Origin of the sequence: Nonlabens sp. SCSIO 43208, assembly GCF_050703575.1 — a bacterium.
Classification (GTDB): domain Bacteria; phylum Bacteroidota; class Bacteroidia; order Flavobacteriales; family Flavobacteriaceae; genus Nonlabens; species Nonlabens tegetincola.
The window spans coordinates 1-25,157 of sequence record NZ_CP065365.1 but is presented as its reverse complement, the minus strand read 5'-3'; the positions used below and the strand labels follow the sequence as shown (position 1 = coordinate 25,157).

The following is a 25,157-nucleotide window of genomic DNA, read 5'->3' as shown; positions in this document are numbered from 1 at the left end:
TTATAAGCTATGCGCGAGGCAGCTTTTGTCAAGCAAAATAAGGAAAAATGGATTGAGTTTGAAAGGGCTATGGACGCAAAAGTTTCATTAACACCCGATCATCTTTCCAATTTGTATATCCAATTAACCAACGACTTGGCTTATGCTCAAACCTATTACCCTAATTCTAGTACTCTTAAATATCTAAATTCACTAGCTAGTCAAGCCCATCAGAAAATCTATAAAAACAAAAAAGAAAGTAGAAATTCTATTATTAAATTCTTTTTTCACGATTTTCCTCTATTCTTTTCTGGTTATCAAAAGGAATTCTTATACGCTGTAGGAGCTTTTTTAATAGCAATTTTCATCGGGACAATTAGTGCACTTAATGACGATAGTTTTGTGAGATTAATATTGTCCGATGCGTATGTGAATCAAACTTTGGAAAATATAGAAAACGGTAATCCAACTGCCATTTATCAAAATAGTGGAGAAGGTTCTATGTTTTTAGGAATCACCATTAATAACATTAGAGTTGGCATGTTATGTTTTGCTCTGGGTTTACTTACTTCTCTGGGTGCATTGTATGTCATTCTCACTAACGGTATTATGGTAGGAGCATTTTTTACGATGTTTTATCAAGAAGGAGTTAGTCTTGATTCGTGGCGAGTGATAATGTTACACGGGACAATAGAATTATCAGTAATAGTAGTTTGTGGTGCAGCAGGAATTATACTAGGTAATGGCATTTTATTTCCTGGTACTTACGAACGTCGTAGGTCGTTTATTGTTGCCGCCAAAGCAGGACTCAAGGTAGTCATAAGTACAATACCTTTATTTATAACAGCAGGATTTATAGAAGGTTTTATAACGAGATATGCATTTATGCCACCTGTGTTAAATTGGATTATCATCGCAATAAGTGCAGCTATTATTATTTGGTATTATGGTTTTTACCCACAATTTGTAAAAAGAAAAAATGAGCAACACTTACATAGAACCTAGAATTAACAGGGATTTTAGCGGGATACTTACAGCCTTGGTGGATTTTTTGAAGGCAGAATCTAAATCATTGTTCAGTGTATTTATCACTTACAATTTTATTTTAATCATTTTACTGTTCCTTACTAATTACATTGTAGATGCTGGTATTTCCAGTATCGTGGCTATTTCTACAGGAAATCTAGATGGTTATTTACTAGAAAATGCTCAGCAAAATAATGCTGTTACCTTGATAGGGACACTTGCTACCTATGTACTTACCGCTTTAATCTATATTTTAAATTCATCTTTGGCTGGATCTTACATGAAACTATATGAGGGGCAAGGCGGTACACCCGAAAAGAAACTAGTATTCAAAAGAGCCTTAGGAAAAATGTTAGGCAGTTTTGTAATTCTGTTTTTAGGGGCAATTTGTGTGATACCTGTTGCTATTGTAGGAGTTATAATGATTTTTATACCAATACTAGGACTTTTTGCCTTTGCAGGATTAATTATCACTTACTTTACTTGGATAGGCTTAAGTGTTTTTTGTTATGCGTATACCGATGAGATAAGCATGACTGATGCCATGGGTCGAGGTTGGCAACTCTTATTTTTTAAATTTTGGAAAGCATTTTTTACTTCGTTTGTAGCTCTTGTAGTTTTATACATACTTAGTATTCTTTTCCAAATATTGCCTGCTATGTTAATTGGATTCTATTCTATGAATTCAAACCTGGATAACATTGAACTACAAAATGATTTTTTCATTGAAGCTCTAAGCTTTCTTTTTTATGGTCTCAATAGTATATCGGGTATATTAGTAACTTTTATTTCCATGTTCATTTTTGGATTTATTTACCTCAATTTACACGAGTCCAAATACAATGTTTATCTTAAAACCCGTGTAGAACGTTTAGATGAATTAAGCGTATGAGAAAACTGATCTTTGTCATATTAGCATTGATTAATTCTTTCCTAGTTTACGGTCAGGATATACAAGATATTATTAGGGATATCGAATTGCAGCCTAATAAAATTGTAGACACATTAGATCGCAATTACGACAATCGGGAGATTAAACCTAAACATTATAAGGAAGAGCTGTCAAAGATTTACGATAGTGCCGAGTTTGAATACCAACGAGTTCAAGGTAGCGACTCTAATATATTCCGACGATTTTTGTCGTGGGTTTTGGAAGGTTTACGGGATCTATTCGGTTTTGAAATATCACCTTTAACAGCAAAAATTATAGAATATACTTTTTACGCACTTATAATAGGTGTAGTACTATATTTTTCTATTCGATTTTTAGGTACAGAAAAGCCATCATCTCTATTGGGTAAATCTCGATCTTCTGATGGGCCCAGCGTTTCTCTAGAAGATACACATATTACAGATATTGATTTTAACACATTAATAAAAGATAGTATTGCTGCAGCAGATTACCGCAGTGCAATTAGATATCAATATTTACTAGCACTTAAAATGCTAAGTGAAAGAGGTGTTATTGAATGGGATTTTCAAAAAACCAATTCAGAGTACTACCGGGAGATCCAGGATCAAGAAAATAAAACTTATTTTAAAAGAGTTTCAAATTGGTATGATTACGTATGGTACGGAGAGTTTTCTATAGATCAATCTAATTATGAAAAGGCTTTAGAGGATTTTAATTTACTTAAAAAAGCAAGTGCTTAATGGATAAAAAAAGTAAAAGATTACTCATTCTTTTTGGTCTGCTAGTCCTTGCGGTTTTAGTGATAGAAACAGCTGCACCACCACCGTTGAACTGGAAGCCTAGTTATACAAGTTATGATAAAATACCTTTCGGTAGTTATGTGTTTTATGATCAACTAGATGACTTATTTGTCAATGAAAAAGTTCAAGCAATAGATAAGGATCCTGTTCAGTTTTTAAAAGAAAATGACTCAGTTACAAATTCTAATTACCTGTTTATTAATGAGTATTTAGGGTTTGATAATTCTGAGGTTGATGACCTTTTAGAATTTGCTAGTCGCGGTAATAAAATTTTTATTTCTACAAAAAGTGTTTTTGGGGCACTTGCCGATACTTTAAACATTGAATCTAACGATACTTATGCTTATTATGAAGAGGATACAGTAAGAGTACGGTTAAACAACCAGTCCTTTAAAAACCGCAGTTACATTTATAAAAAGGGTAGTAGTTATAGATATTTTGTGAGTTACGATACAACCCGAACACAAGTATTAGGAGAGGTTCTTCCCTTTGAACCTATAAAAGGATATCTCAAAAATTTTATTGAAAATTCCGAAAACGAATCAGACAGCACCTTTACCAAAGTACTTGAAGACAGTAAAATAGTAAGTAAAGAGAGAGAAATTCCGCAAGCAAATTTTATTGAGACTAAAGTAGGTGATGGGGCTATATACCATCACCTTAATCCAATTGCTTTTACCAATTACTACATGTTACAAGATGGTAAAGAACAATACATCGCCGAGGTAATGTCCTACATGAACGACGGACCTGTTTTCTTTGACGATTATGGTAAGGCTGGTAAACGAATCATTGAAAGTCCATTGAGGTTTATATTAAGTAACGTTCACCTGCGATGGGCCTGGTATCTAGCGCTAGGAAGTATACTGCTATATTTTCTTTTTAAGTCAAAACGTGAACAACGAGCTGTTCCTGTGGTAGAGCCATTAGAAAACAGCACACTTAGTTTCACTAGGACAATAAGTAATATGTATTTAGAGAAGTCTGATTACAGCTCGATTGTGTCAAAAAAAATACGTTTTTTTCTAGAGCACGTACGTTCACATTATTACATTCCGACAGATAAATTAGATCAACAATTTATTAAAAAACTATCTGTGAAAACAGGGAAATCACTGGAAGAAACCACTCAATTTGTTCAATTTCTTGGATATCTTATGGGTAAAGGAGTTCACAATAAATACGAATTAAAGCAACTTAACGACCAAATAGACGCTTTCTTAAAATAAATATATGGAAGATCATCAATCACCACAATCACCTAACGAATCTTCAACTGGATCACAACCGGTTGAGCAGCACGTAGATCGTTTGGATAACGCTTTCGCGAAAGCGGAACCATCACAACCAGCTACCTTTTCAAACCGATTAGATCTAGGAGAAGTAGCTCAGGCAATCAATAGAATTAAAGCTGAACTGCGTAAAGTAATCATCGGGCAGGAAGAAATGATCGATTTACTTATTGTTTCTATTCTAGCCAACGGACATTCCTTGATAGAAGGAGTTCCTGGAGTAGCAAAAACTGTAACGGCTAAGTTATTAGCCAAAACGATGAGAGTAAACTTTTCGAGAATTCAATTTACACCCGATTTAATGCCAAGTGATATTCTAGGTACTAGTGTGTTCTCGATGAAAAATAACGAATTTGAATTCAAGCCAGGTCCGATATTTTCCAACATTATTTTGATTGATGAAATAAACCGAGCACCAGCTAAAACACAGGCAGCGTTATTTGAAGCCATGGCAGAACGTCAAGTTACTATAGATGGTAAAGAGTATAGTTTAAATGCGCCATTTTTAGTATTTGCTACTCAAAATCCCGTTGAACAAGAAGGAACCTATAGATTGCCAGAGGCGCAATTGGACAGATTCCTTTTCAAGATCAATGTGGATTACCCAAACCTTCAAGACGAGATAAGTATACTACTAGGTAATCATAATCGAGTTGATAAGGATCCTGAATCTTTAATAGAGCCTATACTCACGGCAGATAAAATAACAGAGTATCAAAATACGATCAAAAAAATCATAATCGAGGATAACCTTATCAGGTATATAGCTCAAATAACACTAAACACACGAGAAAACCCTAACCTGTATTTAGGAGCTTCTCCTAGAGCAAGTATTGCTATTATGAATGGATCAAAAGCATATGCAGCAATAATGGGTCGTGATTTTGTTACACCAGACGATATCAAGTATATATCAAAATCGGTATTGAGGCATCGTATTATTTTGACTCCTGAAAGAGAAATGGAAGGTTTTACCACAGATAAGGTGGTTGAACAAATCATAGACAGCATTGAGATCCCTAGATAGTGAAACAATTTTATAAAAATTTCTTTCTAAGGCAACGACTGTTTTTTATCCTAGCTGGTCTAGTAATTGCTTTTGTAATAAGCTTTTTCTTTACCAGGTGGCTGGACTATATCATCTTCGCATTTTATTGTTTGATAGGTCTTACAATTATTGATACACTCTCTTTGTATCTTAATAAATCAGGTGTTACCGCGTTGAGAGCAGTTCCTGATAAACTATCCAATAGTGACGACAATCCAGTTCAAATTAAAGTAACTAATCAATATACATTTCCTGTTCATATAAGAGTAATAGATGAATTGCCTATTCAATTTCAAAAAAGGGATTTTGAGATAAAAGGATTTTTAAAAAATGGAAATTCTACAGACTATACCTATACAGTAAGACCGGTTGATCGCGGTGAGTATTATTACGGAGGCCTTAATATTCACGTGCACACCATATTGGGACTCGTTAGTAGAAGATATGTGTTCAATCAAGAGGTAATGATACCTTGTTATCCATCATTTTTACAAATGCGTAAGTATGAGTTGATGGCTTTTAGCAATAGACTTATTGATTTTGGGATGAAGAAAATAAGGAGAATAGGGCACACGATGGAGTTTGAACAAATTAAAGAGTATGTGAATGGCGATGATGTGAGAAACATTAATTGGAAAGCTAGTGCAAAACGCAGTCAATTAATGGTAAATCAATATCAGGACGAAAAAGCACAACCTGTATATTCTGTTATCGATAAGGGTAGAGTCATGAAAATGCCTTTCGAAGGGCTCAAATTAGTAGATTACGCTCTTAATGCTACTTTAGTAATATCAAATATTGCTCTTAAAAAAGGAGATAAAGCTGGCATGTTTTCCTTTTCAAATAAGGTAGATAATCAAGTAATGGCTCAAAAAAAGGCCTCACAAATGAACTTGATTTTGGAAACCTTGTATAACTTGGATACTGATTTTAAGGAAAGTGATTTTTCTCGTCTTTATATAGATATCAAAAGGTCAATTACCCAACGCAGTTTATTACTACTCTATACCAACTTTGAAACCTTAGATGCGTTGTATCGACAATTACCTTATTTGCAGGCAATAGCGAAAAGTCACTTGCTTGTTGTAATCTTCTTTGAAAATACTGAACTAAGGGAGCTTACAGATAAAGAAGCAACTACCACACAAGAAATCTTTGACAAAACAATAGCTCAAAAGTTTGCTTACGAAAAGAAGCTTATTGTTAATGAATTAAACAAATTTGGTATTCAAACGATCCTTACGGAACCTCAACATCTTACCATAAACACGATCAATAAGTACTTGGAGATTAAGGCTAGAGGATTACTATAACAGGAGGATGCGACTAGTTGGAGAAATTGATTAGTTAAAAATTACTGTTGTTAACGCGAGTAATTGTTATAAGGTTTTTATGATTACACTTCTTGATACTGCTCCATTTTAATTCTTAATTGCTGTATGTCGTTTTTAAGTTCTTTTGCAATGGAACATAGCCGTTCACTCCATTTACGATCTTTTGGGGCAACCTTGAATGCTTTACTTATTAATTGAGTATAATGTTTTTCCTTTATCTCAATTTGTTTTTTAACTCGTTCTATCTCCTTTCCTGAATCCATATAACAATATTATAAAATATTGCAATTCAGTACTCTTGCGATTAAGTTAAACGTATACAAGGAAAACTTAATATTTTGTTTGAAACTTAAAAAGATGACTAAACAAAAAACCAGATCAATTAAGACCTGGTTTCTTTCCCCTTAAAAATGTTTTCCCTTAACATTGATACTGTAAAATTATATCCATTCTTAAAAAGTGATGTAAAATCAGTAACATGTTAGGGTTAAATTACTATTAAGTCTAGTCTTGCAAAGCAAATACTCGTTTTAAAAGGTCAGTACTACGTGAACTTACTTTATTTCTTATTTGTAGTTCTTCTTGTGCAATCATTTTGAAAACTCCTTCTAGAGCTTTTTCAGTTACATATTGAGTAAGATCTGGGTTAACATCATCAGTAAGTGGTAAAGAGTTGTATTTGGTAATCGCATTTGACCATAAGTCTGTAGCTCCTACCTTGCCTAAATTATTTTGAATTACCGGACTAAACTTCGCTCTTAACTCTTCAGTTGTTTTAGCTTCTAGATAACTGGTAGCAGCCCTATCATCACCTAATAGTATATTTTTAGCATCGTTAAAAGTAATTTCCTTTACCGCATTGGTAAAGATGGGTAAGGCTTCTTTAGTAGCATCTTCGGCAGCACGATTTAATAACTTCAAACCTTCATCTGCTATGGAGCTTAAACCTATTTTACGCAAGCCTTTATCTACTTTTTGCAGTTCATCTGGTAATAAAATTTTGACTGCTTCATTCCTGTAAAACCCATCCTTCTGCATGAGTTTAGTTACTTCTTTATCAATTCCTTGATCTAGTGCAGCTCTTAGTCCGTTTCCAATTTCGGCTTGAGATAAAGCGCCTCCTTGTGGTAGGTTGTTGGCGATATCTTGAAGTGTTTTACAGCTACTAACTACTAGTAGTAAAGCAAAGATTAAAGAGAATCTTTTCATGATAAATAATTTTTATAAAGATACAATTAGCCATGATTTTGGGCATCATCTTTGATACTTCTTTTAAAACCAAAATACCATGATTAAAAAAATTACTCTAGTTGTGCTTATTGCCTTTATTTCATCATGTTATTCCACTCAGGAATTAAGTAAGCGTACATCAACTGATATCATGTATTTCAATAAAAATACGTTTGAAGCAGAATATCAAAATAGGGTTCCAGGCGATACACAAAACAGCTTATGGAAAGATCTGTGTTTTCATGACAATTCAAAAAATCAGATAGGCTCAACTTTAAGTACGGTAGGACTTAAAATGGAAGGCGATAACAGGATTAAAGCTGTACTTTTTGAAAATAAAATCCCTCAAGATTCATTAATTCTCAAAGGAAAATTAAAAGATAAACTTTTTGTTATAAGAAAAGGTAGTTACGTGATACCCTTAATATTCGTAAATGGCTCTAGGACAAAGAAAACAGCCTTAGGCAATGATATCAACGGCGATTTAGTGTTACTTCAAAAGGATGCTGAATCATCTGCTATTCTAGGTGAAGAAGGACACTCTCAAGCAGATTTTGTCACCGCAACTTACATGCGTATTAATTAAATAAAAAAAGCACCTTGCTTTAGGTGCTTTTTATCATTGATCTATAGAACCCATAACTTTTTGGGCAAAGGCATTGGCAGCCTCAACACCTGACATTCCTTGTGCTACATTAGCATGGACCTCAAGTGCTCCACATATATTAGTGATAAGCTCACCTACCACATCCATTTCCTCATCTGTTACTGATCGATGTTCAGAAAAATGTTCTAACACTTCCAGTGTAGCTTCTAGCTGTTCTGGGGTAGTTCCTTTTTGTAAATGTCTAATTACTGGTAACTTCATTTACTAGGTCTTTAAGGTTTTCAAATTTGTTAGTTTGTACTTGGTTTACAAAACTTCCACCTTTGAAAGTAGCAAAGGTAGGCAAGTTGTCCACGGTAGCTAATTTTCTTGATTCAGGAAACTTTTCTGCATCAACTAGTATAAAAACAGTGTCTTCATTTTCGGCAGATAGTTTTTTGAATTTTGGTTTCATTAGTCTGCAGTTTCCGCACCAGCTCGCCATGTACTGCACAACAACCTTGTCGTTGTTACCTACAATTTCTTGTAAATTATCTTGATCTAAAGTTTGCATAACAATTTTTTTAAAAGCGCTTGTAATCACTTTTGTAGTTACAAGCGCTTGTTCTTAATTTTTAGTTTTGAGAAAAGTATTCTGCAGTTCCTTTACGGTTTGCAGTCATCGCTGTTTTACCTTCTTCCCAGTTCGCAGGACATACTTCACCGTTTTTCTGTACGTGAGAGTAAGCATCGATTAAACGTAAAAACTCATTTACATTACGACCTACAGGCATGTGATTGATTCCTTCATGGAATACTGTTCCTTCTTCGTCGATAAGGTAAGTAGCTCTATATGTTACATTATCACCTACAAGTACGTGATCGTCTAAATCCTCATTATATTCTACTTCAACATCTAGAATGTCTAATGTACCAGATAGATTACGATTTGAATCTGCAAGGATTGGGTATGTTACACCTTCAATACCACCGTCATCTTTTGGAGTGTTTAACCAAGCAAAGTGTACTTCTGGAGTATCACATGAAGCACCAATAACTATAGTGTTTCTTTTTTCAAATTCTCCTAGAGCCTCTTGGAATGCATGTAATTCCGTTGGACAAACAAAAGTAAAGTCTTTTGGGTACCAAAATAAAAGAACTTTTTTTCCTTTATTTTTTGCCTCTTCAAGTACATTTAATTTAAAAGTGTCTCCCATTTCGTTCATCGCGTCAACGTCGATGTTTGGAAATTGTTTACCTACAAATGCCATTTTTTATATTTAAAAATTAATTGATTTTTGATAAGACAAATTTAAGTTACGCTTTCGCGAAAGCGTGATTTTTTTTATCTTATATCAATATATGATTATAGAGTTTCCTTATGGTGTCAAATCAAAATAATAATTGTAACTTATTTTCTTAAAGGTGAAATTCTAACAGTTATAATAGACTACCTTTGCAGTTATTCTAAAGTTGATATCCATTTTAATGATATCAATGGTAATTACCCTATATGTTATTTAAAGATTTAGGCTTATCTGCTGCCTTGTTGAAAGCGATCGACAAAAAAGGATACTCACAGCCTTCTCCTATTCAGGAAAAAGCTATACCACAAGTATTAAAAGGAAAGGATGTTCTAGCCAGTGCACAAACGGGTACCGGAAAAACAGCTGGATTTACACTTCCATTGCTACATAGATTAGGAGAATCTAAAGCAAAAAAGAGACCAGTGCGAGCTCTTATTTTAACTCCAACAAGAGAACTTGCTGCTCAAGTATATGATAATGTAAAAGAGTACAGTGAGTTTTTAAACGTACGTAGTGCTGTTATTTTTGGCGGAGTTAATCAGAATCCTCAAGTTGATTTACTTAAAAAAGGTGTTGATGTTCTTGTGGCAACTCCAGGACGATTGATCGATCTTAATAATCAAGGTTTCTTAAAACTTAATCAAGTAGAAACCTTAGTTCTAGACGAGGCAGATCGTATGTTGGATATGGGATTTCTAAGAGACATAAAACGTATACTAGCCTTGCTGCCAGTAAAAAGGCAAAACTTATTATTCTCAGCTACATTTTCAAAAGAAATAAAAAAACTAGCAGCTAGTTTCCTTAATAATCCAGTGTTAGTAGAAGCAACTCCTGAAAATACTACCGCCGAAAAAGTAGATCAACTCATGTATAGAGTTGATACAAAACAGAAGCAAGACGTGTTAATCAATATGATAACCGAAGGAAATTGGTCACAGGTTCTGGTATTTACTCGTACTAAACATAGAGCAAACAGACTTGCTGAAAAATTGAACAAATCCAAAGTAACTGCAGCTGCTATACATGGTAACAAAAGTCAAGGTGCTCGTACAAGAGCGCTAGCTGGATTTAAAGACTCTAGTGTTAGAGTTTTAGTGGCAACTGATATTGCTGCTCGTGGATTAGATATCCCATTATTACCTTATGTGATCAATTATGAGCTGCCTAATGTGCCCGAAGATTATGTTCATAGGATAGGTCGTACGGGTAGAGCAGGCGCTAGTGGACAGGCAATTTCTCTAGTAGCTGGTGATGAGGTTTCTTACGTAAAGGGAATTGAAAAACTCCTAGATCAACGATTCGATTTTGAAATTATAGAAGGTTATGAACCAGATCCTAATGCGCCTACTGAAAAGCCTAAACCACAGCAGCGAGGTCGTAAGAACAACGGCAAGCGCAGTTCTTCAAATAGGAACAAGAATAACTCTTCACGTTCTAATCGCAATAAAAATCCTAAAGGTCCAAAACGTAATTAAACAAAAAACCTACACATTTGTGTAGGTTTTTTTTTAATCTTCACCAATGGTATCTAAGGTAGGTTGTTTGCCAGTTAATTGACGGATTTTAATTCTAAAAGCCGCAAATAGTAAGGTCATAAAAGGAGATAACCAGTTAAAAATGGCATATACAAAATAGTCTTTAACATCAACTCCTAAGGTTGAGCTTTGGTATGCACCGCAAGTGTTCCATGGTATAAGTACACTTGTAACAGTTCCAGAATCTTCAAGAGTACGTGATAGGTTTTCTGGCGCCAGTCCTTTGTCCTTATAGGCTTTGGCATACATTTTTCCAGGTACGACAAGAGCTAGATATTGATCACTTGCGGTTACATTAATAGCAAGACAACTCACAACAGTACTAGCAAATAATCCGAATACAGAATCGAATAATTGAAGCAATGCGCGACTAATTCTAGCCAATGCTCCTATAGCGTCCATTACTCCACCAAATACCATTGCACAAACAATCAACCAAATGGTGCCTAGCATACTTTCCATACCTTTTCCTTCAAATAGTCCAGTCAACTTGTCCTTGATTTTAGTATTATTGGTAATTGGATCTACACTGGTAGAAACTGTAATTGCATCCATGATAGCAAAATAAGCTGTAGCAGCATATCCAGTAGGCACTGCAGATAGCTCTAATGTACCTAGTTCAACGTCATCCTTGAGTATGGTTACTGTTTTGTTGGTAGTAAAGGAATCATTTTCACCACCGCTGGGTAAATTAAACACAACAGGTTCACTTAATACCACATCACTATCTTCAACAGGTTGTAGTGTATAAGTGCCTGGGTTTTGAAAGTTGTTGCTACTAGTGTTATCCCATTCTACATAGGATTTAAATTCGTCTTGAATTTCTGTAATTTGATATTTTAAACCGTTTTCATAAACGATGTGGTTTTGAAAGATTAAAGCAAATACACCTGCGAGTAAAGTTCCTAGAAGTAAAGCAATGAGCGGTGATACCTTTTTAACAATCATCGCAATAACAATAATCGGAACTAGAAATAACCACGCCGAAGTATTAAACGTAGCATCAATAGCTGCTTGATACTCGCTTACATCCACATCGCCAGCACTATCTATTGTAAATCCGATAAACATAAAGACGAACAAAGTGACTAATATGGTAGGAACAGTCGTATAAGTCATATACTTAATATGAGTAAATAAGTCGGTTCCTGCCATGGCTGGGGCAAGGTTAGTGGTGTCGCTTAATGGGCTTAACTTATCGCCAAAGTAAGCACCACTGAGAACAGCACCAGCTGTCATCCCAGCACTTATATCTAGAGCGCCTGCAATTCCTATTAAGGCGATACCAACTGTGGCACTCGTGGTCCAGCTACTACCAGTAGAAATGGAAATAACCGCACAAATAATAACGCAAGCAGTTAAGAATATAGATGGATTAAGCAAGTCCAGTCCGTAATAAATCATAGTAGGTATAATACCACTCAATAGCCATGTACCGGCAAGAGCACCTACCATTAATAATATTAAAATGGCTCCAGTAGTAGATTTTATATTCTGTGCTACTTCTTCAACCATTTTCTTATAACTCACTCCATTAAAGGAGCCCACAATTCCTGCAACGGCAGCTCCTAGTAAAAGAACAAATTGATTACTACCACCTAGTGAATTATCACCGTACAAGTACACGTTTACAGCTAGCATGAGCACAAGCGCAATAACAGGAATAAGTGCTTCAAAAATGCTTAATTCTCTGTTTTCAATAATTTTCTCGTCTTCTTGATTGATGTTTTGGCTTTCCATAAACGTTATTCAGTTTTTAGGTAGTTACGTCGCAATATACTATTAAATGGGTAATTGTATATCACGCTTTCGCGAAAGCGTAAAATGTAACTTTCCTTATCCATTACATAGAAGCAGCGCCACTAGAAATTTGAATAATAATGTAGCTAAAGAGAACCTTAATAAATGGATAATAAATAACAATAAAGCAAGTTCTGATAAACGCCTTTTTAAAGTTACATTTGTTGTAAATAATATGAACTATGTCTGAAACTGTTGAAAGAATAAAATGCCTAATTATAGGTTCTGGTCCTGCTGGATACACAGCGGCAATATATGCAGCTCGTGCCGATATGAAACCGGTTGTTTATACAGGTATGGAACCAGGTGGACAACTTACCACAACAACCGAAGTAGATAACTTTCCTGGTTATCCTGAAGGAATTGATGGGCCATCTATGATGGTAGATTTACAGAAACAAGCTGAACGTTTCGGTACCGAGGTTCGTTTAGGAATGGTTACTGAAGTTCATTTTGCTAGTGAAGAAGGTGGTATACATACTGCAATTATCGATGGTAAGACTAAAGTACAGGCAAATACTATTATTATATCAACTGGAGCAAGCGCCAAATATCTAGGGCTACCTAGTGAACAAAGATTGCGCGGTGGTGGAGTAAGCGCGTGTGCAGTTTGTGATGGATTTTTCTATCGCAATCAAGATGTTGCCATAGTAGGCGCAGGAGACACTGCTGCAGAAGAGGCAACCTACCTAGCTAATATTTGTAAGAGTGTGACAATGCTAGTACGTAAAGACTACATGCGCGCCTCAAAAGCGATGCAACATAGAGTAAATAGTAAAGAAAATATAACGGTGCTTTACAACAGTGAGGTAGATGAGGTACTGGGTGATCAAGTCGTAGAAGGTTTGCGCATTGTGAATAATCAGACTAATGATAAGCATGAAATAGCTATTACAGGTTTGTTTATCGCAATAGGGCACAAGCCAAATACAGATATTTTTAAAGGCCAACTAGATATGGGTGAAGATGGTTATTTAATCACTGAACCTGGTACGACTAAAACCAATATTCCAGGAGTATTTGCTAGTGGTGATGTTCAAGATAAGATTTATCGTCAAGCGATAACAGCAGCTGGTACTGGTTGTATGGCAGCTCTAGATGCAGAACGTTATCTTGCTGAGGTTGGTGTAGTGGAGGAAACTATTGCTGGTGATTATCACGTAGAATAGATTCTCAACTTAGTGTATAATAAAAAATGCGTTTGATCTATCAAACGCATTTTTTATTTGTAGCAGTAATGCTATCTATGATTTCTTAAGTATTGCTTTACCAGAGAATTCTTCAATCTTGATATCCGGCGAACCGTAAAGCGTGATTTCTGTACTGTTACTAGCGTTAATTATGATGTCATCGGTAGCGTTAATTTCAACTCTTGAACTATTTGAACTACTTAGTTTAAGGTTGTTAACAACTAGGTTTTTACCTTCTAACTCTGCTCTTTCTTGAATAGTAAGTTCTCCATTTTTGATGTCACCTTCAATACGTGCATCAGCGCGATCTTTCATATTATATTCTAGAAAATTGTAATTGAATAGGGCTTTAATGTTTGCGTTACCTTTAAAATTAATTTTAGCTTGATCTCCAGATAGGTTGAGTTCTAACTTTGTACTATCATCGGCATTGAGTTCTAGGTTTTTAACGTTTGCAGTCATATAAACCTCGGCATCGTTATCAACATTCAAAATTAAGTTTTCAAAGTTTAAAGCGGTTACACTTGTCAACTCGCCATCGTCTGTCACATGAATCTTATTAAGTTCGGGCCCATAAATGATTCTAAATTTCATTTCTTTTTTTGAACGAATTCTTGCAGTTGTATTTATCATTAATTTACCGTTCTCTATAACTGGTTGTAAATATTGGTGCAAGTTTGAATCTGTAGTGATTTCAATTTGTGTGGCAGCGCCTGGAACGATTTCTACCTCATAATCTGAATTTATTTCAAGAGATTCGAATATTTCAATCGGGCTAATTTCAGTTGTTACTTCACGATTACCTTTTACTTTTTCTAGATCTTGTCCTACACTTACTGTAGCCGTTATCATCACTAGTATTAGGAGTATATTTTTCATATAGTTCATATTATGATTCAAAAGTAAACAAAAACCGCTCCAATTAAATGAAGCGGTTCTCAAATACTATGTTACAATCACAAAACATAGTACAACAACGATTTTTCTTTTTCATTAAATCATTAGTCTTGGTATTGCCATTCGTTAACTTCTGGATCGTTTAAAGTCTTTGAAGTAACGCTATCCTTGACTACTTCATTATTTTGAGTTGTCACTTTTTTTTCTTCATTGATCACAGGACAGTCTATACAAATAGCTTTACCATTTTTCACTTGATAAGTTTTTTCATTATCGTACAAATCAAAGGCATCGTTACTGATACCATTGCGATAGCGGTGAATAAAATCATCATCCCAATTGAATATTGTGCCTTCTGGTAAGGCGATAATTGCATCTACTCGTTGCTGGTTAAGCCTTTTATTTTCGCGTAAAGCGAAATAATTATCAAGAGTTAACGTGCTATCGGTAAGCTCATATTTATAGATAATATTATTAGCATTTTCCTTGGCCTCGTCCATAGTTGATCCTGCCGCCTTGTAATTAAGGGTAATGCTCGCAACCGAGTCTGTTGTTGAGGTTACTGCTACACGTACATCACGCGATAGCACTTTTGGTCCTTCATCGTCATAAACAATTTTTACATTGTTTGCGTTGATGCGTACTTGATCGGTAAAGTCTGTTTCAATAACGTCAAGAAACAAGGTTTTTTGTGGTGCCACGGTAAACTTCTCTTGTTTAGCAATAGATGCTTTAATAGCTTGGCTACTAGCAATTTTAGTGGTTATGAACACCATTCCTATTACTGATGCTATCCAGATACCTGCAAGTGCAACCTTAGCGGTGGTACCTATACTGCGCAAGTTAGATACTAAAAGCTTAAGTCCTAAAATGGCTAATACTAATAGTGGGATTCCTACAAGAAAGAATACAGCAAGTGTTGCCCACCAAATATTAACATCGGCAGGAATACCTATGTCCAAAATATCGGCTGCTTGCATACCGTCTATAGAGATACTTCCTGCGGTTACTAGTGATATCAATAAAGCAATTATACCTATTGATGCTGCTAGAAAAATACATAGTCCAATCAATTTGACTATGGCCTTAAAGAATCCTTTAATAATTCTACCTAGAGCTCCAAAGAATTTTACGGTACCACGTTTACCTTTTTGACCTACCACACGGTAGCCGGCGTCGGTCTTTTCATCGGCTACTGTACTAAAATTTTCAAATGAATTTTGCTCTTCAATATTAGAAATGTTCACTTCTTTACCTTGCATGGTAAGTCGCTGCGCCGTAGTCACTGCATCAGGTACAAAGATCCACATAATTACGTATACAAGAACAATCCATCCTGCACTGAAAAAGGCAAGTAGTACCCATAAAATACGTACCCATATCGCATCTATGTTGAAGTAATAGGATAACCCAGAACTTACACCACCTATATAACCATTTTGCGTGTCTCTAAAAAGCTGTTTACTAGGTCCAGCAGATCTGTGTTTGCGTTTTGGATCTTCAAAGATTTCCTCATCAACTTCATAATCTTCTGGTTGTCCCATGATTTCAATCACGTCTTCTACATGATTGATAGAGATAACTTGTTGATCATTGGCTCTTTTTTCCATGAAAAGTTCTGCGATTCTAGATTCGATATCACGCATTATTTCATCGGCGCCACTGGTGCCACTAAAAGATCTTCTTACCGCGCTCAAATAGCGTTGTAAACGGTTGTAGGCGTCCTCATCTATATGAAAAAACAGCCCAGCAAGATTTATATTTATTGTTTTGTTCATGATTTCTTAGTTTTTGAGTTGGTAACCATATTTACAGCGTTTTTTAAGTCTTCCCAGGTACCGGTTAATTCTTCTAAAAATATTTTTCCTGTTTCAGTAAGTCCATAATACTTACGTGGTGGTCCACTTGTTGATTCTTCCCATCTATAAGATAGGAGACCAGCATTTTTAAGTCTGGTTAATAGTGGATAAATCGTTCCTTCAACTACCAGCATTTTTGCATCCTTAAGAGTTTCTAATATCTCTGCAACATAAGCATCGTCCTCTTTAAGGATAGAAAGAATGCAGTACTCAAGTACGCCCTTGCGCATTTGCGCTTTTGTGTTTTCTATCTTCATATAATTTTATTTTTTAATCTCTTCCTGCTCAATTTGAGTAGAAAGAAAATTAATGGTTAAAGGATACTGGTACAGTTCACCTTCTTGAGATTTAACTGCTGCTTTTATACTGCAAACTAGATCCAATATGGCTAGAAATAGAATTCCTGTACCACATATAATACCGCTAGATACTATAAGGTTAAAAGTTCCCATATTATTAAAAAACGGGAAATCATTACCGTCCATCGCTTCCCATAAGCTAGGACCACCAGATACAATGGAACCTATTATAACGCTACCACCTAAAAATGCAAGAGCAAATGTGTATAATGTCATGCTTAATTGAAAATTAATGGCCTGCTTACCATTAAAGTCTATAAAAGGAGACTTCTTTGAGTTTATCATCCAAAGTAGCATGGGCAGGATGAAATTGCCCAACGGAAATAGCCATTTGCCAAAGGTGAGTAAATGAATACCCGTGGCTATGTTCCTGTGGTTTTTCTCGATTGATTTTTCCATAGCATATTAATTTCTTATGCAAATATATATCTAAAAGATAGTATTATGCAATACAAAGTACCATATATTTTTTAATTGCACTGTGTTTTTTTAATGTACGCTTTCCCGAAAGCGCAATAAATACAAGCTCTTTCCTTACATTTGTGGGAAATGTTAAAATTATGATTACTCCTTCAAAAATTAATACGTTCACCTTTTTCAAGCTACCTAGTTGTTGGTGGACAGGAGTTAGGGTTAAAGAAATCGACAAGCAAAGTTGTGTAGTAGGAGTGAAGCACCGATGGTTTAATCAAAACCCTTTTAAGTCTATGTATTTTGCTGTTCAAGCCATGGCGGCCGAGCTTTCTACGGGTGCACTTGTTATGTCTTATATTCAAGAAAGCAACGCCAAAGTAAGTATGCTTGTGGCTAACAATAACGCAACTTTCACAAAAAAAGCCACAGGAAAAATTACTTTTACTTGTAACGATGGTTTAAAAATTAAAGAAGCAATTGAAAAAACGGTAGAAACTGGAGAAGGTCAAACCGTATGGATGCAAGCTCAAGGATTAAATGAAGATGGTGTGCAGGTGAGCTTATTTAATTTTGAATGGACTGTCAAAAGAAAATAGGTACTTTTCTTGGACTAATTTAAATCAGATACCTAAAAATTGAAAGCACGTATTCATAAACACACCCTAGAATTTAAAAGTCCTGCGGGAACTTCACGAGGTATTCTTAAAACCAAGGATACTTGGTTCTTAATTCTTGAAAATGAAAATAAAAAAGGAATAGGAGAGATTAATATGTTTCGTGGGTTGTCCTATGATGATAAACCTGGTTTTGAACAAAAATTAGAATGGTTGTGCGATCATATTCATTTAAAACCATCCATCATACTTGAGGAATTACTAGAATGGCCTGCTATTAGATTTGGTTATGAAACCGCATTAAAATCTTTTCAAAGTACAGACTGTTTTGAGTTGTTTCCTAGTGTTTTTACTCAAGGTGCAGATAGCATTTCTATTAATGGATTGATATGGATGGGTGACCAAGAGTTTATGCTAGACCAGTTAGAAGAAAAAATGCAAACTGGTTTCTCTTGTATTAAGTTGAAAATAGGTGCCATAGATTTTGAAAAAGAGCTACACTTATTACAAGTGATTAGATCACGTTTTTCTGCTAATGAGATGACAATCAGAGTAGATGCTAATGGAGCTTTTTCAATTGAAAACGCCATGGAAAAATTAAATCGATTGTCCGTGTATGACGTACATAGTATTGAACAACCTATAAAGCCTGGTCAATATGAATCAATGGCGCAACTTTGTCAAAATACGCCAGTTCCTATTGCCCTTGACGAGGAATTAATTGGGTTGCATACAACGGAAGAAAAGCAAAAATGTTTGGATTTAATAAGTCCTCAATTTATTATTTTAAAACCAGCTCTAGTTGGTGGATTTCAAAGTTGTCGCGAGTGGATCAATATAGCTGAAGAGCGAAATATTGACTGGTGGATGACCAGCGCCCTAGAATCTAACGTAGGTTTGAATGCTATTGCACAGTTTACATATACTTTAGGTGTAACAATGCCGCAAGGTTTAGGTACTGGTGGACTTTTTACAAATAATATTGATGCACCTTTGGAAATTAAAAAAGGAGAATTATGGTGTAACAATACAACAAATTGGAACACCAACTATTTAAATTTATAAAATGTATATAGAACAAGGTTACAAAGGAAAGTTAGGCATTTGGAATGCTTTTATTCTACCAGTAGGTTTTATTTTATTAATGACTTTCAACTATTTTGCTACCAAAGCATTTTTAGATGAATCTGGTGAGTCTACTAGCGAGATTATGCAAACTATGATTGATCAAATGGGTACATTACCATTTTTGGCCATCAACTTAATGGTTTTTGTAATCGGATTGATTATTGTCTTTATTTGGGTAAAGTTCATCAATGGTCAATCTTTGACCAGTTTTACCACTTCTCGTTCAAAGATTGATTGGAAACGCATATTTACCATGTTCTTTATTTGGGCTGTTTTTCAAGGTGGAATGATTTTTATGACAGCTCTCAATGCTCCAGAAGATTATGTCTATAACCTTCAATGGGATAAGTTTATTCCTCTTGTGATTTTGTCGTTATTAATGTTTCCATTTCAAACTAGTTTTGAGGAATATTTATTTAGAGGTCAATTGTTACAGGGATTAGGTATAGCTACTAAGAGTCGTGCTATATCGTGGATTGTTACTTCGGTATTATTTGGATTAATGCATGCCGCAAATCCTGAAGTAGAAACATTAGGACCAGTTGTTATGGTTTTTTATATAGGTACAGGTCTACTCTTAGGAGCGATGACTTTGCTCGATGAAGGGTTAGAGCTGGCACTAGGTTTTCACGCGGCCAATAATATCACAGCCGCATTGCTCATGACAAGTACATGGACAGCCATACAAACCGATTCTGTATTTATAGATATGTCCGAACCTACTTTCGCGTGGACAGATACCTTGTCTATTTTTATTGGATACCCTATTTTATTAATTATATTAGGTAAGATTTACAACTGGAAAAATTGGAAAGAAAAACTATTCGGTCGCGTACTGGATAGAAAAGAATTTTTTGAAAAAGAAGGCACAAATGATCCCCAAAGTACACCCGAGTTTTAAATTAAATGGTCGCTCATTAGATCACGAAGGTCTAATGATAGTTGCCTATAGCTATGTGAAGGAAGGTGACGCCTGGGAAAAAGAGGTGGGAGACTTTTTACTTAACTGGCTGGATGATTTTGAAGTTCTCACGGTTAATACCAGTGGTTCTACTGGACAACCAAAATCTCTTAAAATTAATAAACAATTCTTTTTAAACAGTGCAGCTATAACTGCTAATTATTTTGATCTTATACCAGGAAAACAAGTGTTGTGTTGCCTGCCATTACAATACATTGCTGGTAAAATGATGTTTATAAGAGCAATTCAACATGGCTGGCATTTGGATTGTGTTGAGCCTACAAGTCAGCCCTTAAAAAAGGCTGAGAAGCGCTATGATTTTACGGCAATGACTCCTTTTCAATTGTCACAGTCATTGGACAATATTCATAAAAGTCGTGTCACGTTATTAGGCGGTAGTCCGGTAACTGCAACCCTTGTGGGGCAACTACAAGGCAAGCACAGTAGGGTTTATCAATCTTACGGTATGACCGAAACATGCAGCCACGTCGCGATTAGACAATTGTACCCACATTATGAAGCTTGCTATACAGCAGTAGGTAAAACTACCTTTTCATTAAGTAAGGATCAAACACTGGTAATAGATGCTCCACAAGTATCACCTGATTTACTTACTACCAATGATCTTGTTTTATTGCATAATGAGCAGAAATTTGAATTGCTAGGCAGACTAGATGACGTTATTAATTCGGGTGGTGTAAAGTTACATCCATCAAAAATTGAGGATAAATTATCCAGTCAAATCTCAAACCGTTTTTTCATAGGTAGTTTACCCGATAATGACCTTGGTGAACAGGTAGTATTAATTGTAGAAAGCGAATCTTCTTTTGATATTGATTTTAACGATTTAGATAAGTTTGAAATTCCTAGGGCTATTTACTTTTTGCCGACTTTAGTTGAAACTAATACCGGTAAAATCCAAAAAAAGAAATCAATAGAACAGGCACTTCTGCATGCATCCTAACAATATTCATCAAGAAGATTATCCCTTTAATGAACTAATTAAAGCTCATCCACCTTTATACAAGTTTACAGTCCAGTTTCAGGATAAACCATCTATAAACTTTAATGATCCTTTAGCTTTAAAGGCTCTAAACAATGCTTTGTTAGTACACTATTATGGTATAACACCTATCGAATATCCTCATGGATATTTGCTAGCACCAGTTCCTAGTCGTGTAGACTATATACATCACATCGCAGATGAGGTTAAAGCAGGAGCAAAGGGACTTGATATAGGTTGTGGAGCTACAGCCATTTATAGTTTATTGGGAGCAAGTTGCTACAATTTTATTATGATTGGATCAGAGGTTAGTGAGAAAAGTTACGCTTTCGCGAAAGCGAATACCAAAACAGTCCCTTCAATAGATATAAGACTACAATCCGATCGAGGAAGTATCTTCAAAAATATTATTCATAAAGGAGAGTATTTAGATTTCACGATTTGTAATCCACCATTTTTCAGTAGTGAGCAGGAAGCCATGAAAGCCTTTCAACGAAAAGCTAAAAATTTAGGAGGCGATAGAAAACACAACTTCTCGGGAACCGCCGATGAGTTATGGTGTAACGGAGGTGAAGCACTCTTTATAAAAAGGATGATCAAGGAATCGATTGATTATAAAACTCAGGTAGGTTTGTTCTCAACCTTAGTATCTCAAAAAGGACATATAGCTAGGCTTGAAAAACTTTTGACAAAAAAACAAGCAAATCACTACGTGAAAAGTTCAAAAATAGGTTCCAAGGTTGTTCATTATTTGTTTTGGAAATTTCGTTGATTCTTTTAGGAACTTTTCTATATATACCTAGTCATTTAATTAACCAATCAAATATCCATTGAATCTATAATCAAACTAACTTTGTTGTATTACAATAAGATTATGTTTGGTTTATTCAAAAAGAAGACAGAAAAGGAGAAGCTTCAACAGGAATATGCACGATTGATGAAAGAATACCATAAACTATCTACTACAAATCGTGCGGCTAGCGATGCCGCTTTCAAAAAGGCAGATGATATCGCTAGAAAATTAGATGCATTGAAGTAATCATGGAAGCTGCATCTACCACTCTTGTTCCCTTAGAAATAAGAGCACTATTACCGTTTAGGATACACAAAGCTTCAAAACTTTCTGGTGGAGATATAAATGAGGTCATGCTCATTGATCAAGGGGCTATTCAATATGTTTTAAAGTATAATGATAAGATTCAATCTCCTAAAATGCTCAAGCGGGAAAATGATGGTTTACAACTGCTTAGAAAGTCAGGTACAATAAGAGTTCCCTTAGTTATCGCTCAAGGCGAGAGTGCTACATATCAATATCTACTATTAGAATATATTACTCCAGATGCTCTAAATAAAAAGGATGAATCAAACCTTGCGATACAATTAGCTGCTTTGCACGATTGCACTGATGAGTTATTTGGATTAGAAGAGGATAATTATATAGGAAGCCTGCCTCAATATAATTTACAAACTGAAAGCGGTACACAATTCTTTTTACACCAGCGATTGGTCCCGCAATTCGAACTAGCTGTGAGTAATGGTTTTGAATTAAAAGGGATAGAAGGATTGTTTAAAAAAATGGAACGTCTAATCCCATCGCAAAAACCTGCTCTTATTCACGGCGATTTATGGAACGGTAATGTGATTTTTACTTCAAATGGACAGCCGGTTTTAATTGATCCTGCTGCTCATTTTGGCCATGCAGAAATGGATATTGCTATGATGAAACTTTTTGGTGGATTTTCTGATAAGTTCTACTGGATGTATCATGAGGTGCGTACGCCTTTACCAGGTTGGGAGGAGAGAGTACCATTATATCAATTGTATTATCTACTGGTTCATCTAAACTTATTTGGTACTGGTTATTTAAACCAAGTACAACAGTGTATAAATAAGTATGTTTAAATAGGAGTTTAGACTAGCCCTGCAGTTTCTTTGCTATTACATCGGTCGCTTGATCAAGCATTTTGTATACATTTTCAAAACCTTGTTGACCACCGTAATAAGGATCTGGTACGTCAAGTCCTTCTCCTGGAAAAAGCTCATCAAGGATTTTGACAACTTTATTGGCATGTTCTGGAGTAGGAGCAAGAGCGGTGACATCACGAAAGTTTGAATCATCCATCACATAGATATAATCAAACCTATCAAAATCGTCAACAGTAAGTTTTCTACATTTTTGATTAGTAATGTCCAGTCCGTTTTTTCTAGCTACCTCAATTGATCTATTGTCAGGTTGTTCTCCCACATGACCGCCGTAGGTACCAGCGCTATCCACTTCAAATTTTGTAAAGTTTAATTTTGACCTCATGATTCCTTCTGCAAGAGGTGAGCGACAAATGTTGCCCAAACAAACCATTAATATGCGCTGTTTATCTGACATGTTAGTCTGCTAGCTTTTTTTGTAAGTCTTGCACATATTTATTGAACTGCTTGTCAGTAGATGCTAAGTTTTCAACGGTTTTACAAGCATGTAATACCGTAGCATGATCTCTTTTCCCTATTTGAGAACCTATACTAGCTAGAGAAGCTTTGGTCATTTTTTTGGCAAAATACATAGCTAGTTGTCTTGCCTGAACAATGTGTCTCTTACGGGTTTTTGATTGAAGTGTATCTATATCCATCTGAAAGTAATCACTTACTACTTTTTGGATTTGATCAATTGATACTTCTCTCTTAGTATTCTTAACGTAATTCTCAACAATTTTACGAGCTAGGTCGATGGTGATATCCTTACGGTTAAAAGAAGAATGTGCAATTAAAGAAATTATTGCTCCTTCTAATTCTCTAATATTAGTTTTTATATTTTCCGCTAGATAATGAACGATATTATCATCCATTTCTACACCATCTCTGTATAATTTGTTTTGGATTATGGAAACTCTCGTTTCATAATCGGGATGATTAAGCTCTGCACTAAGTCCCCATTTAAAACGGGAAAGTAAACGTTGTTCAATATCCTGCATATCAACAGGCTTCTTATCACTTGTAAGAATTACTTGTTTACCGTTTTGATGCAAATGATTGAAAATATGGAAGAAAACATCTTGAGTACCAGCCTTTCCAGAGAAAAATTGGATATCGTCTACAATAAGAACATCTATAAGTTGATAGAAATGAATAAAATCATTTCTTGTATTCTTACGTATAGATTCAGTGTACTGTTGTATGAATCTTTCTGCGCTTATATAGAGTACGGTTTTATCTGGGTAGTTTTCCTTAATACCTACACCTATAGCATGTGCCAAGTGAGTTTTACCCAATCCTACTCCTCCAAAAATTAATAACGGATTAAAACTAGTTCCTCCAGGTTTGTTAGCTACAGCCATACCTGCGTTACGAGCCAGTCTATTTGATTCTCCTTCAAGAAAGCTATCAAAGTTATAAGAAGGGTTAAGTTGGGATTCAACTTGAACATTTCTTATTCCAGGAATAATAAATGGATTTTTAAGTTCTGGGCTTTTAGTTTTGACTGGAGCATCTACATTTTGAGAGTCGGTAAAGTTGCGCTTACTACTAGGTATTTTTTCGGTAAAAGCTTCCATTCCTTTTGCAGGGTTCTCCATGCGTATCGCATAGATTAATTTTGCATCGGATCCTAATTCTTTAGTAAGAGCAGTTTTAAGTAAGTCTATATAATGTTCTTCTAACCATTCATAGAAAAAACGACTAGGTACCTGAAGGTGTAAAGCATTATCAGTTAATTTTACAGGCTTAATGGGCTGGAACCAAGTTTTAAAAGCCTCGGGCGCAATATTGTCCTGAATAAAAAGTAGACAATTGTCCCAAACCGATTCTGCTGTCAGTGTCATAAAAGTCGTATTTTTATAGTTAAAATTGATGCGAACTTGGGATGAATAAAGGTTGGTATATTTCAGTCCCTAA

At 35.3% G+C, this 25,157-nt stretch carries 28 protein-coding genes; 16 read left to right on the top strand and 12 right to left on the bottom strand.

Features of this window, described 5'->3' with window-relative positions:
- Window positions 1-9: 9 nt before the first annotated feature.
- From I5168_RS00140 to I5168_RS00115, 6 genes are read left to right on the top strand one after another with little or no spacing between them, the layout of a single operon-like run.
- Window positions 10-984, top strand: coding sequence for a stage II sporulation protein M (locus tag I5168_RS00140; RefSeq protein WP_338351083.1), 975 nt, complete (start codon window positions 10-12; stop codon window positions 982-984).
- Complete coding sequence (locus I5168_RS00135) at window positions 959-1,897, top strand: hypothetical protein (RefSeq protein WP_431472099.1); 939 nt, start codon at window positions 959-961, stop codon at window positions 1,895-1,897. The genes I5168_RS00140 and I5168_RS00135 overlap by 26 nt, the downstream gene beginning before the upstream one ends.
- Complete coding sequence (locus I5168_RS00130) at window positions 1,894-2,658, top strand: DUF4129 domain-containing protein (protein WP_167341618.1); 765 nt, start codon at window positions 1,894-1,896, stop codon at window positions 2,656-2,658. The genes I5168_RS00135 and I5168_RS00130 overlap by 4 nt, the downstream gene beginning before the upstream one ends.
- A complete protein-coding gene (locus I5168_RS00125; RefSeq protein WP_431472098.1) occupies window positions 2,658-3,947 on the top strand; it encodes a DUF4350 domain-containing protein in 1,290 nt (429 codons plus the stop codon). The genes I5168_RS00130 and I5168_RS00125 overlap by 1 nt, the downstream gene beginning before the upstream one ends.
- A 4-nt stretch (window positions 3,948-3,951) precedes the next feature.
- On the top strand, window positions 3,952-5,037 hold the full coding sequence (locus I5168_RS00120; RefSeq protein ID WP_431472097.1) for an AAA family ATPase: 1,086 nt from the start codon (window positions 3,952-3,954) through the stop codon (window positions 5,035-5,037).
- Window positions 5,037-6,371, top strand: a complete 1,335-nt coding sequence (locus I5168_RS00115) for a DUF58 domain-containing protein (RefSeq protein WP_431472096.1) — start codon at window positions 5,037-5,039, stop codon at window positions 6,369-6,371. The genes I5168_RS00120 and I5168_RS00115 overlap by 1 nt, the downstream gene beginning before the upstream one ends.
- A gap of 83 nt (window positions 6,372-6,454) precedes the next feature.
- Here I5168_RS00115 and I5168_RS00110 read toward each other — a convergent pair whose 3' ends face one another.
- Window positions 6,455-6,655 carry a hypothetical protein gene (locus tag I5168_RS00110; RefSeq protein ID WP_105018519.1) on the bottom strand — a complete coding sequence of 67 codons (201 nt, stop codon included), beginning with the start codon at window positions 6,653-6,655 and terminating at the stop codon, window positions 6,455-6,457.
- 241 nt (window positions 6,656-6,896) lie between these two features.
- Entirely contained in the window at window positions 6,897-7,601 is a 705-nt protein-coding gene (locus I5168_RS00105) for a DUF4197 domain-containing protein (protein WP_105018520.1), read from the bottom strand.
- 79 nt (window positions 7,602-7,680) lie between these two features.
- On the opposite strand from I5168_RS00105, the gene I5168_RS00100 reads away from it, so the two are divergent.
- Complete coding sequence (locus I5168_RS00100; protein WP_338350159.1) at window positions 7,681-8,208, top strand: hypothetical protein; 528 nt, start codon at window positions 7,681-7,683, stop codon at window positions 8,206-8,208.
- Between the two features lie 33 nt (window positions 8,209-8,241).
- On the opposite strand, the gene I5168_RS00095 is transcribed toward I5168_RS00100, so the two are convergent.
- From I5168_RS00095 to I5168_RS00085, 3 genes are all read right to left on the bottom strand, one after another.
- On the bottom strand, window positions 8,242-8,490 hold the full coding sequence (locus I5168_RS00095; protein WP_167341624.1) for a DUF6952 family protein: 249 nt from the start codon (window positions 8,488-8,490) through the stop codon (window positions 8,242-8,244).
- A complete protein-coding gene (locus tag I5168_RS00090) occupies window positions 8,471-8,782 on the bottom strand; it encodes a thioredoxin family protein (protein ID WP_042279006.1) in 312 nt (103 codons plus the stop codon). Before I5168_RS00090 ends, I5168_RS00095 begins: the two co-directional genes overlap by 20 nt.
- A 61-nt stretch (window positions 8,783-8,843) precedes the next feature.
- Window positions 8,844-9,479: a peroxiredoxin gene (locus tag I5168_RS00085; protein WP_042279009.1), complete on the bottom strand. Its 636-nt coding sequence runs from the start codon at window positions 9,477-9,479 to the stop codon at window positions 8,844-8,846.
- A 242-nt stretch (window positions 9,480-9,721) separates the two neighbouring features.
- On the opposite strand from I5168_RS00085, the gene I5168_RS00080 reads away from it, so the two are divergent.
- Window positions 9,722-10,990 carry a DEAD/DEAH box helicase gene (locus I5168_RS00080; protein ID WP_431472095.1) on the top strand — a complete coding sequence of 423 codons (1,269 nt, stop codon included), beginning with the start codon at window positions 9,722-9,724 and terminating at the stop codon, window positions 10,988-10,990.
- Window positions 10,991-11,023: 33 nt separating this feature from the next.
- Here the strand turns inward: I5168_RS00080 and I5168_RS00075 are convergent, their stop codons facing one another.
- Window positions 11,024-12,790 (bottom strand): Na+/H+ antiporter NhaC family protein, encoded by a 1,767-nt coding sequence (locus tag I5168_RS00075; protein ID WP_105018523.1) that lies wholly within the window; start codon window positions 12,788-12,790, stop codon window positions 11,024-11,026.
- Between the two features lie 242 nt (window positions 12,791-13,032).
- Between I5168_RS00075 and trxB the strand changes: the two genes are divergently transcribed.
- A complete protein-coding gene (gene trxB, locus I5168_RS00070; RefSeq protein WP_060522960.1) occupies window positions 13,033-14,019 on the top strand; it encodes a thioredoxin-disulfide reductase in 987 nt (328 codons plus the stop codon).
- 75 nt (window positions 14,020-14,094) lie between these two features.
- Here the strand turns inward: trxB and I5168_RS00065 are convergent, their stop codons facing one another.
- The 4 genes from I5168_RS00065 to I5168_RS00050 form a co-directional block, all read right to left on the bottom strand.
- Entirely contained in the window at window positions 14,095-14,919 is an 825-nt protein-coding gene (locus tag I5168_RS00065; RefSeq protein ID WP_167341626.1) for a GIN domain-containing protein, read from the bottom strand.
- Between the two features lie 122 nt (window positions 14,920-15,041).
- Complete coding sequence (locus I5168_RS00060) at window positions 15,042-16,715, bottom strand: PspC domain-containing protein (RefSeq protein ID WP_105018527.1); 1,674 nt, start codon at window positions 16,713-16,715, stop codon at window positions 15,042-15,044.
- Window positions 16,712-17,053 (bottom strand): PadR family transcriptional regulator, encoded by a 342-nt coding sequence (locus tag I5168_RS00055; RefSeq protein WP_042279016.1) that lies wholly within the window; start codon window positions 17,051-17,053, stop codon window positions 16,712-16,714. The genes I5168_RS00060 and I5168_RS00055 overlap by 4 nt, the downstream gene beginning before the upstream one ends.
- Before the next feature lie 6 nt (window positions 17,054-17,059).
- The gene (locus I5168_RS00050) at window positions 17,060-17,554 is read right to left on the bottom strand and encodes a DUF4870 domain-containing protein (protein WP_042279017.1); all 495 of its coding nucleotides are present in this window, start codon (window positions 17,552-17,554) and stop codon (window positions 17,060-17,062) included.
- A 158-nt stretch (window positions 17,555-17,712) separates the two neighbouring features.
- Between I5168_RS00050 and I5168_RS00045 the strand changes: the two genes are divergently transcribed.
- From I5168_RS00045 to I5168_RS00015, 7 genes are all read left to right on the top strand, one after another.
- Window positions 17,713-18,165, top strand: coding sequence for a DUF4442 domain-containing protein (locus tag I5168_RS00045; RefSeq protein WP_042279092.1), 453 nt, complete (start codon window positions 17,713-17,715; stop codon window positions 18,163-18,165).
- Between the two features lie 39 nt (window positions 18,166-18,204).
- A complete protein-coding gene (locus tag I5168_RS00040) occupies window positions 18,205-19,248 on the top strand; it encodes an o-succinylbenzoate synthase (protein ID WP_431472094.1) in 1,044 nt (347 codons plus the stop codon).
- Window position 19,249: 1 nt separating this feature from the next.
- The gene (locus tag I5168_RS00035) at window positions 19,250-20,212 is read left to right on the top strand and encodes a CPBP family intramembrane glutamic endopeptidase (RefSeq protein ID WP_167341629.1); all 963 of its coding nucleotides are present in this window, start codon (window positions 19,250-19,252) and stop codon (window positions 20,210-20,212) included.
- Entirely contained in the window at window positions 20,166-21,236 is a 1,071-nt protein-coding gene (locus I5168_RS00030; protein ID WP_431472093.1) for an AMP-binding protein, read from the top strand. The genes I5168_RS00035 and I5168_RS00030 overlap by 47 nt, the downstream gene beginning before the upstream one ends.
- A complete protein-coding gene (locus I5168_RS00025) occupies window positions 21,226-22,047 on the top strand; it encodes an RlmF-related methyltransferase (RefSeq protein ID WP_431472092.1) in 822 nt (273 codons plus the stop codon). The genes I5168_RS00030 and I5168_RS00025 overlap by 11 nt, the downstream gene beginning before the upstream one ends.
- A 102-nt stretch (window positions 22,048-22,149) precedes the next feature.
- A complete protein-coding gene (locus I5168_RS00020; protein ID WP_042279021.1) occupies window positions 22,150-22,314 on the top strand; it encodes a Lacal_2735 family protein in 165 nt (54 codons plus the stop codon).
- A 2-nt stretch (window positions 22,315-22,316) separates the two neighbouring features.
- A complete protein-coding gene (locus I5168_RS00015; protein ID WP_431472091.1) occupies window positions 22,317-23,177 on the top strand; it encodes a fructosamine kinase family protein in 861 nt (286 codons plus the stop codon).
- A gap of 13 nt (window positions 23,178-23,190) precedes the next feature.
- Here the strand turns inward: I5168_RS00015 and I5168_RS00010 are convergent, their stop codons facing one another.
- The gene (locus tag I5168_RS00010) at window positions 23,191-23,655 is read right to left on the bottom strand and encodes a low molecular weight protein-tyrosine-phosphatase (protein WP_244895665.1); all 465 of its coding nucleotides are present in this window, start codon (window positions 23,653-23,655) and stop codon (window positions 23,191-23,193) included.
- Between the two features lies 1 nt (window position 23,656).
- Complete coding sequence (dnaA, locus tag I5168_RS00005) at window positions 23,657-25,084, bottom strand: chromosomal replication initiator protein DnaA (protein WP_431472090.1); 1,428 nt, start codon at window positions 25,082-25,084, stop codon at window positions 23,657-23,659.
- Window positions 25,085-25,157: the final 73 nt, after the last annotated feature.

What these genes read in the sequence shown, in the direction of transcription:
- trxB (WP_060522960.1), top strand. Translation starts at nt 13,033, where the DNA reads ATGTCTGAAACTGTTGAAAGAATAAAATGCCTAATTATAGGTTCTGGT.
- I5168_RS00125 (WP_431472098.1), top strand. Translation starts at nt 2,658, where the DNA reads ATGGATAAAAAAAGTAAAAGATTACTCATTCTTTTTGGTCTGCTAGTC.
- I5168_RS00050 (WP_042279017.1), bottom strand. Translation starts at nt 17,554, where the DNA reads ATGGAAAAATCAATCGAGAAAAACCACAGGAACATAGCCACGGGTATT.
- I5168_RS00015 (WP_431472091.1), top strand. Translation starts at nt 22,317, where the DNA reads ATGGAAGCTGCATCTACCACTCTTGTTCCCTTAGAAATAAGAGCACTA.
- I5168_RS00130 (WP_167341618.1), top strand. Translation starts at nt 1,894, where the DNA reads ATGAGAAAACTGATCTTTGTCATATTAGCATTGATTAATTCTTTCCTA.
- I5168_RS00110 (WP_105018519.1), bottom strand. Translation starts at nt 6,655, where the DNA reads ATGGATTCAGGAAAGGAGATAGAACGAGTTAAAAAACAAATTGAGATA.
- I5168_RS00105 (WP_105018520.1), bottom strand. Translation starts at nt 7,601, where the DNA reads ATGAAAAGATTCTCTTTAATCTTTGCTTTACTACTAGTAGTTAGTAGC.
- I5168_RS00035 (WP_167341629.1), top strand. Translation starts at nt 19,250, where the DNA reads ATGTATATAGAACAAGGTTACAAAGGAAAGTTAGGCATTTGGAATGCT.
- I5168_RS00025 (WP_431472092.1), top strand. Translation starts at nt 21,226, where the DNA reads ATGCATCCTAACAATATTCATCAAGAAGATTATCCCTTTAATGAACTA.
- I5168_RS00135 (WP_431472099.1), top strand. Translation starts at nt 959, where the DNA reads ATGAGCAACACTTACATAGAACCTAGAATTAACAGGGATTTTAGCGGG.
- I5168_RS00055 (WP_042279016.1), bottom strand. Translation starts at nt 17,053, where the DNA reads ATGAAGATAGAAAACACAAAAGCGCAAATGCGCAAGGGCGTACTTGAG.
- I5168_RS00010 (WP_244895665.1), bottom strand. Translation starts at nt 23,655, where the DNA reads ATGTCAGATAAACAGCGCATATTAATGGTTTGTTTGGGCAACATTTGT.
- I5168_RS00060 (WP_105018527.1), bottom strand. Translation starts at nt 16,715, where the DNA reads ATGAACAAAACAATAAATATAAATCTTGCTGGGCTGTTTTTTCATATA.
- I5168_RS00100 (WP_338350159.1), top strand. Translation starts at nt 7,681, where the DNA reads ATGATTAAAAAAATTACTCTAGTTGTGCTTATTGCCTTTATTTCATCA.
- I5168_RS00140 (WP_338351083.1), top strand. Translation starts at nt 10, where the DNA reads ATGCGCGAGGCAGCTTTTGTCAAGCAAAATAAGGAAAAATGGATTGAG.
- I5168_RS00120 (WP_431472097.1), top strand. Translation starts at nt 3,952, where the DNA reads ATGGAAGATCATCAATCACCACAATCACCTAACGAATCTTCAACTGGA.
- I5168_RS00090 (WP_042279006.1), bottom strand. Translation starts at nt 8,782, where the DNA reads ATGCAAACTTTAGATCAAGATAATTTACAAGAAATTGTAGGTAACAAC.
- I5168_RS00085 (WP_042279009.1), bottom strand. Translation starts at nt 9,479, where the DNA reads ATGGCATTTGTAGGTAAACAATTTCCAAACATCGACGTTGACGCGATG.
- I5168_RS00020 (WP_042279021.1), top strand. Translation starts at nt 22,150, where the DNA reads ATGTTTGGTTTATTCAAAAAGAAGACAGAAAAGGAGAAGCTTCAACAG.
- I5168_RS00065 (WP_167341626.1), bottom strand. Translation starts at nt 14,919, where the DNA reads ATGAAAAATATACTCCTAATACTAGTGATGATAACGGCTACAGTAAGT.
- I5168_RS00080 (WP_431472095.1), top strand. Translation starts at nt 9,722, where the DNA reads ATGTTATTTAAAGATTTAGGCTTATCTGCTGCCTTGTTGAAAGCGATC.
- dnaA (WP_431472090.1), bottom strand. Translation starts at nt 25,084, where the DNA reads ATGACACTGACAGCAGAATCGGTTTGGGACAATTGTCTACTTTTTATT.
- I5168_RS00075 (WP_105018523.1), bottom strand. Translation starts at nt 12,790, where the DNA reads ATGGAAAGCCAAAACATCAATCAAGAAGACGAGAAAATTATTGAAAAC.
- I5168_RS00095 (WP_167341624.1), bottom strand. Translation starts at nt 8,490, where the DNA reads ATGAAGTTACCAGTAATTAGACATTTACAAAAAGGAACTACCCCAGAA.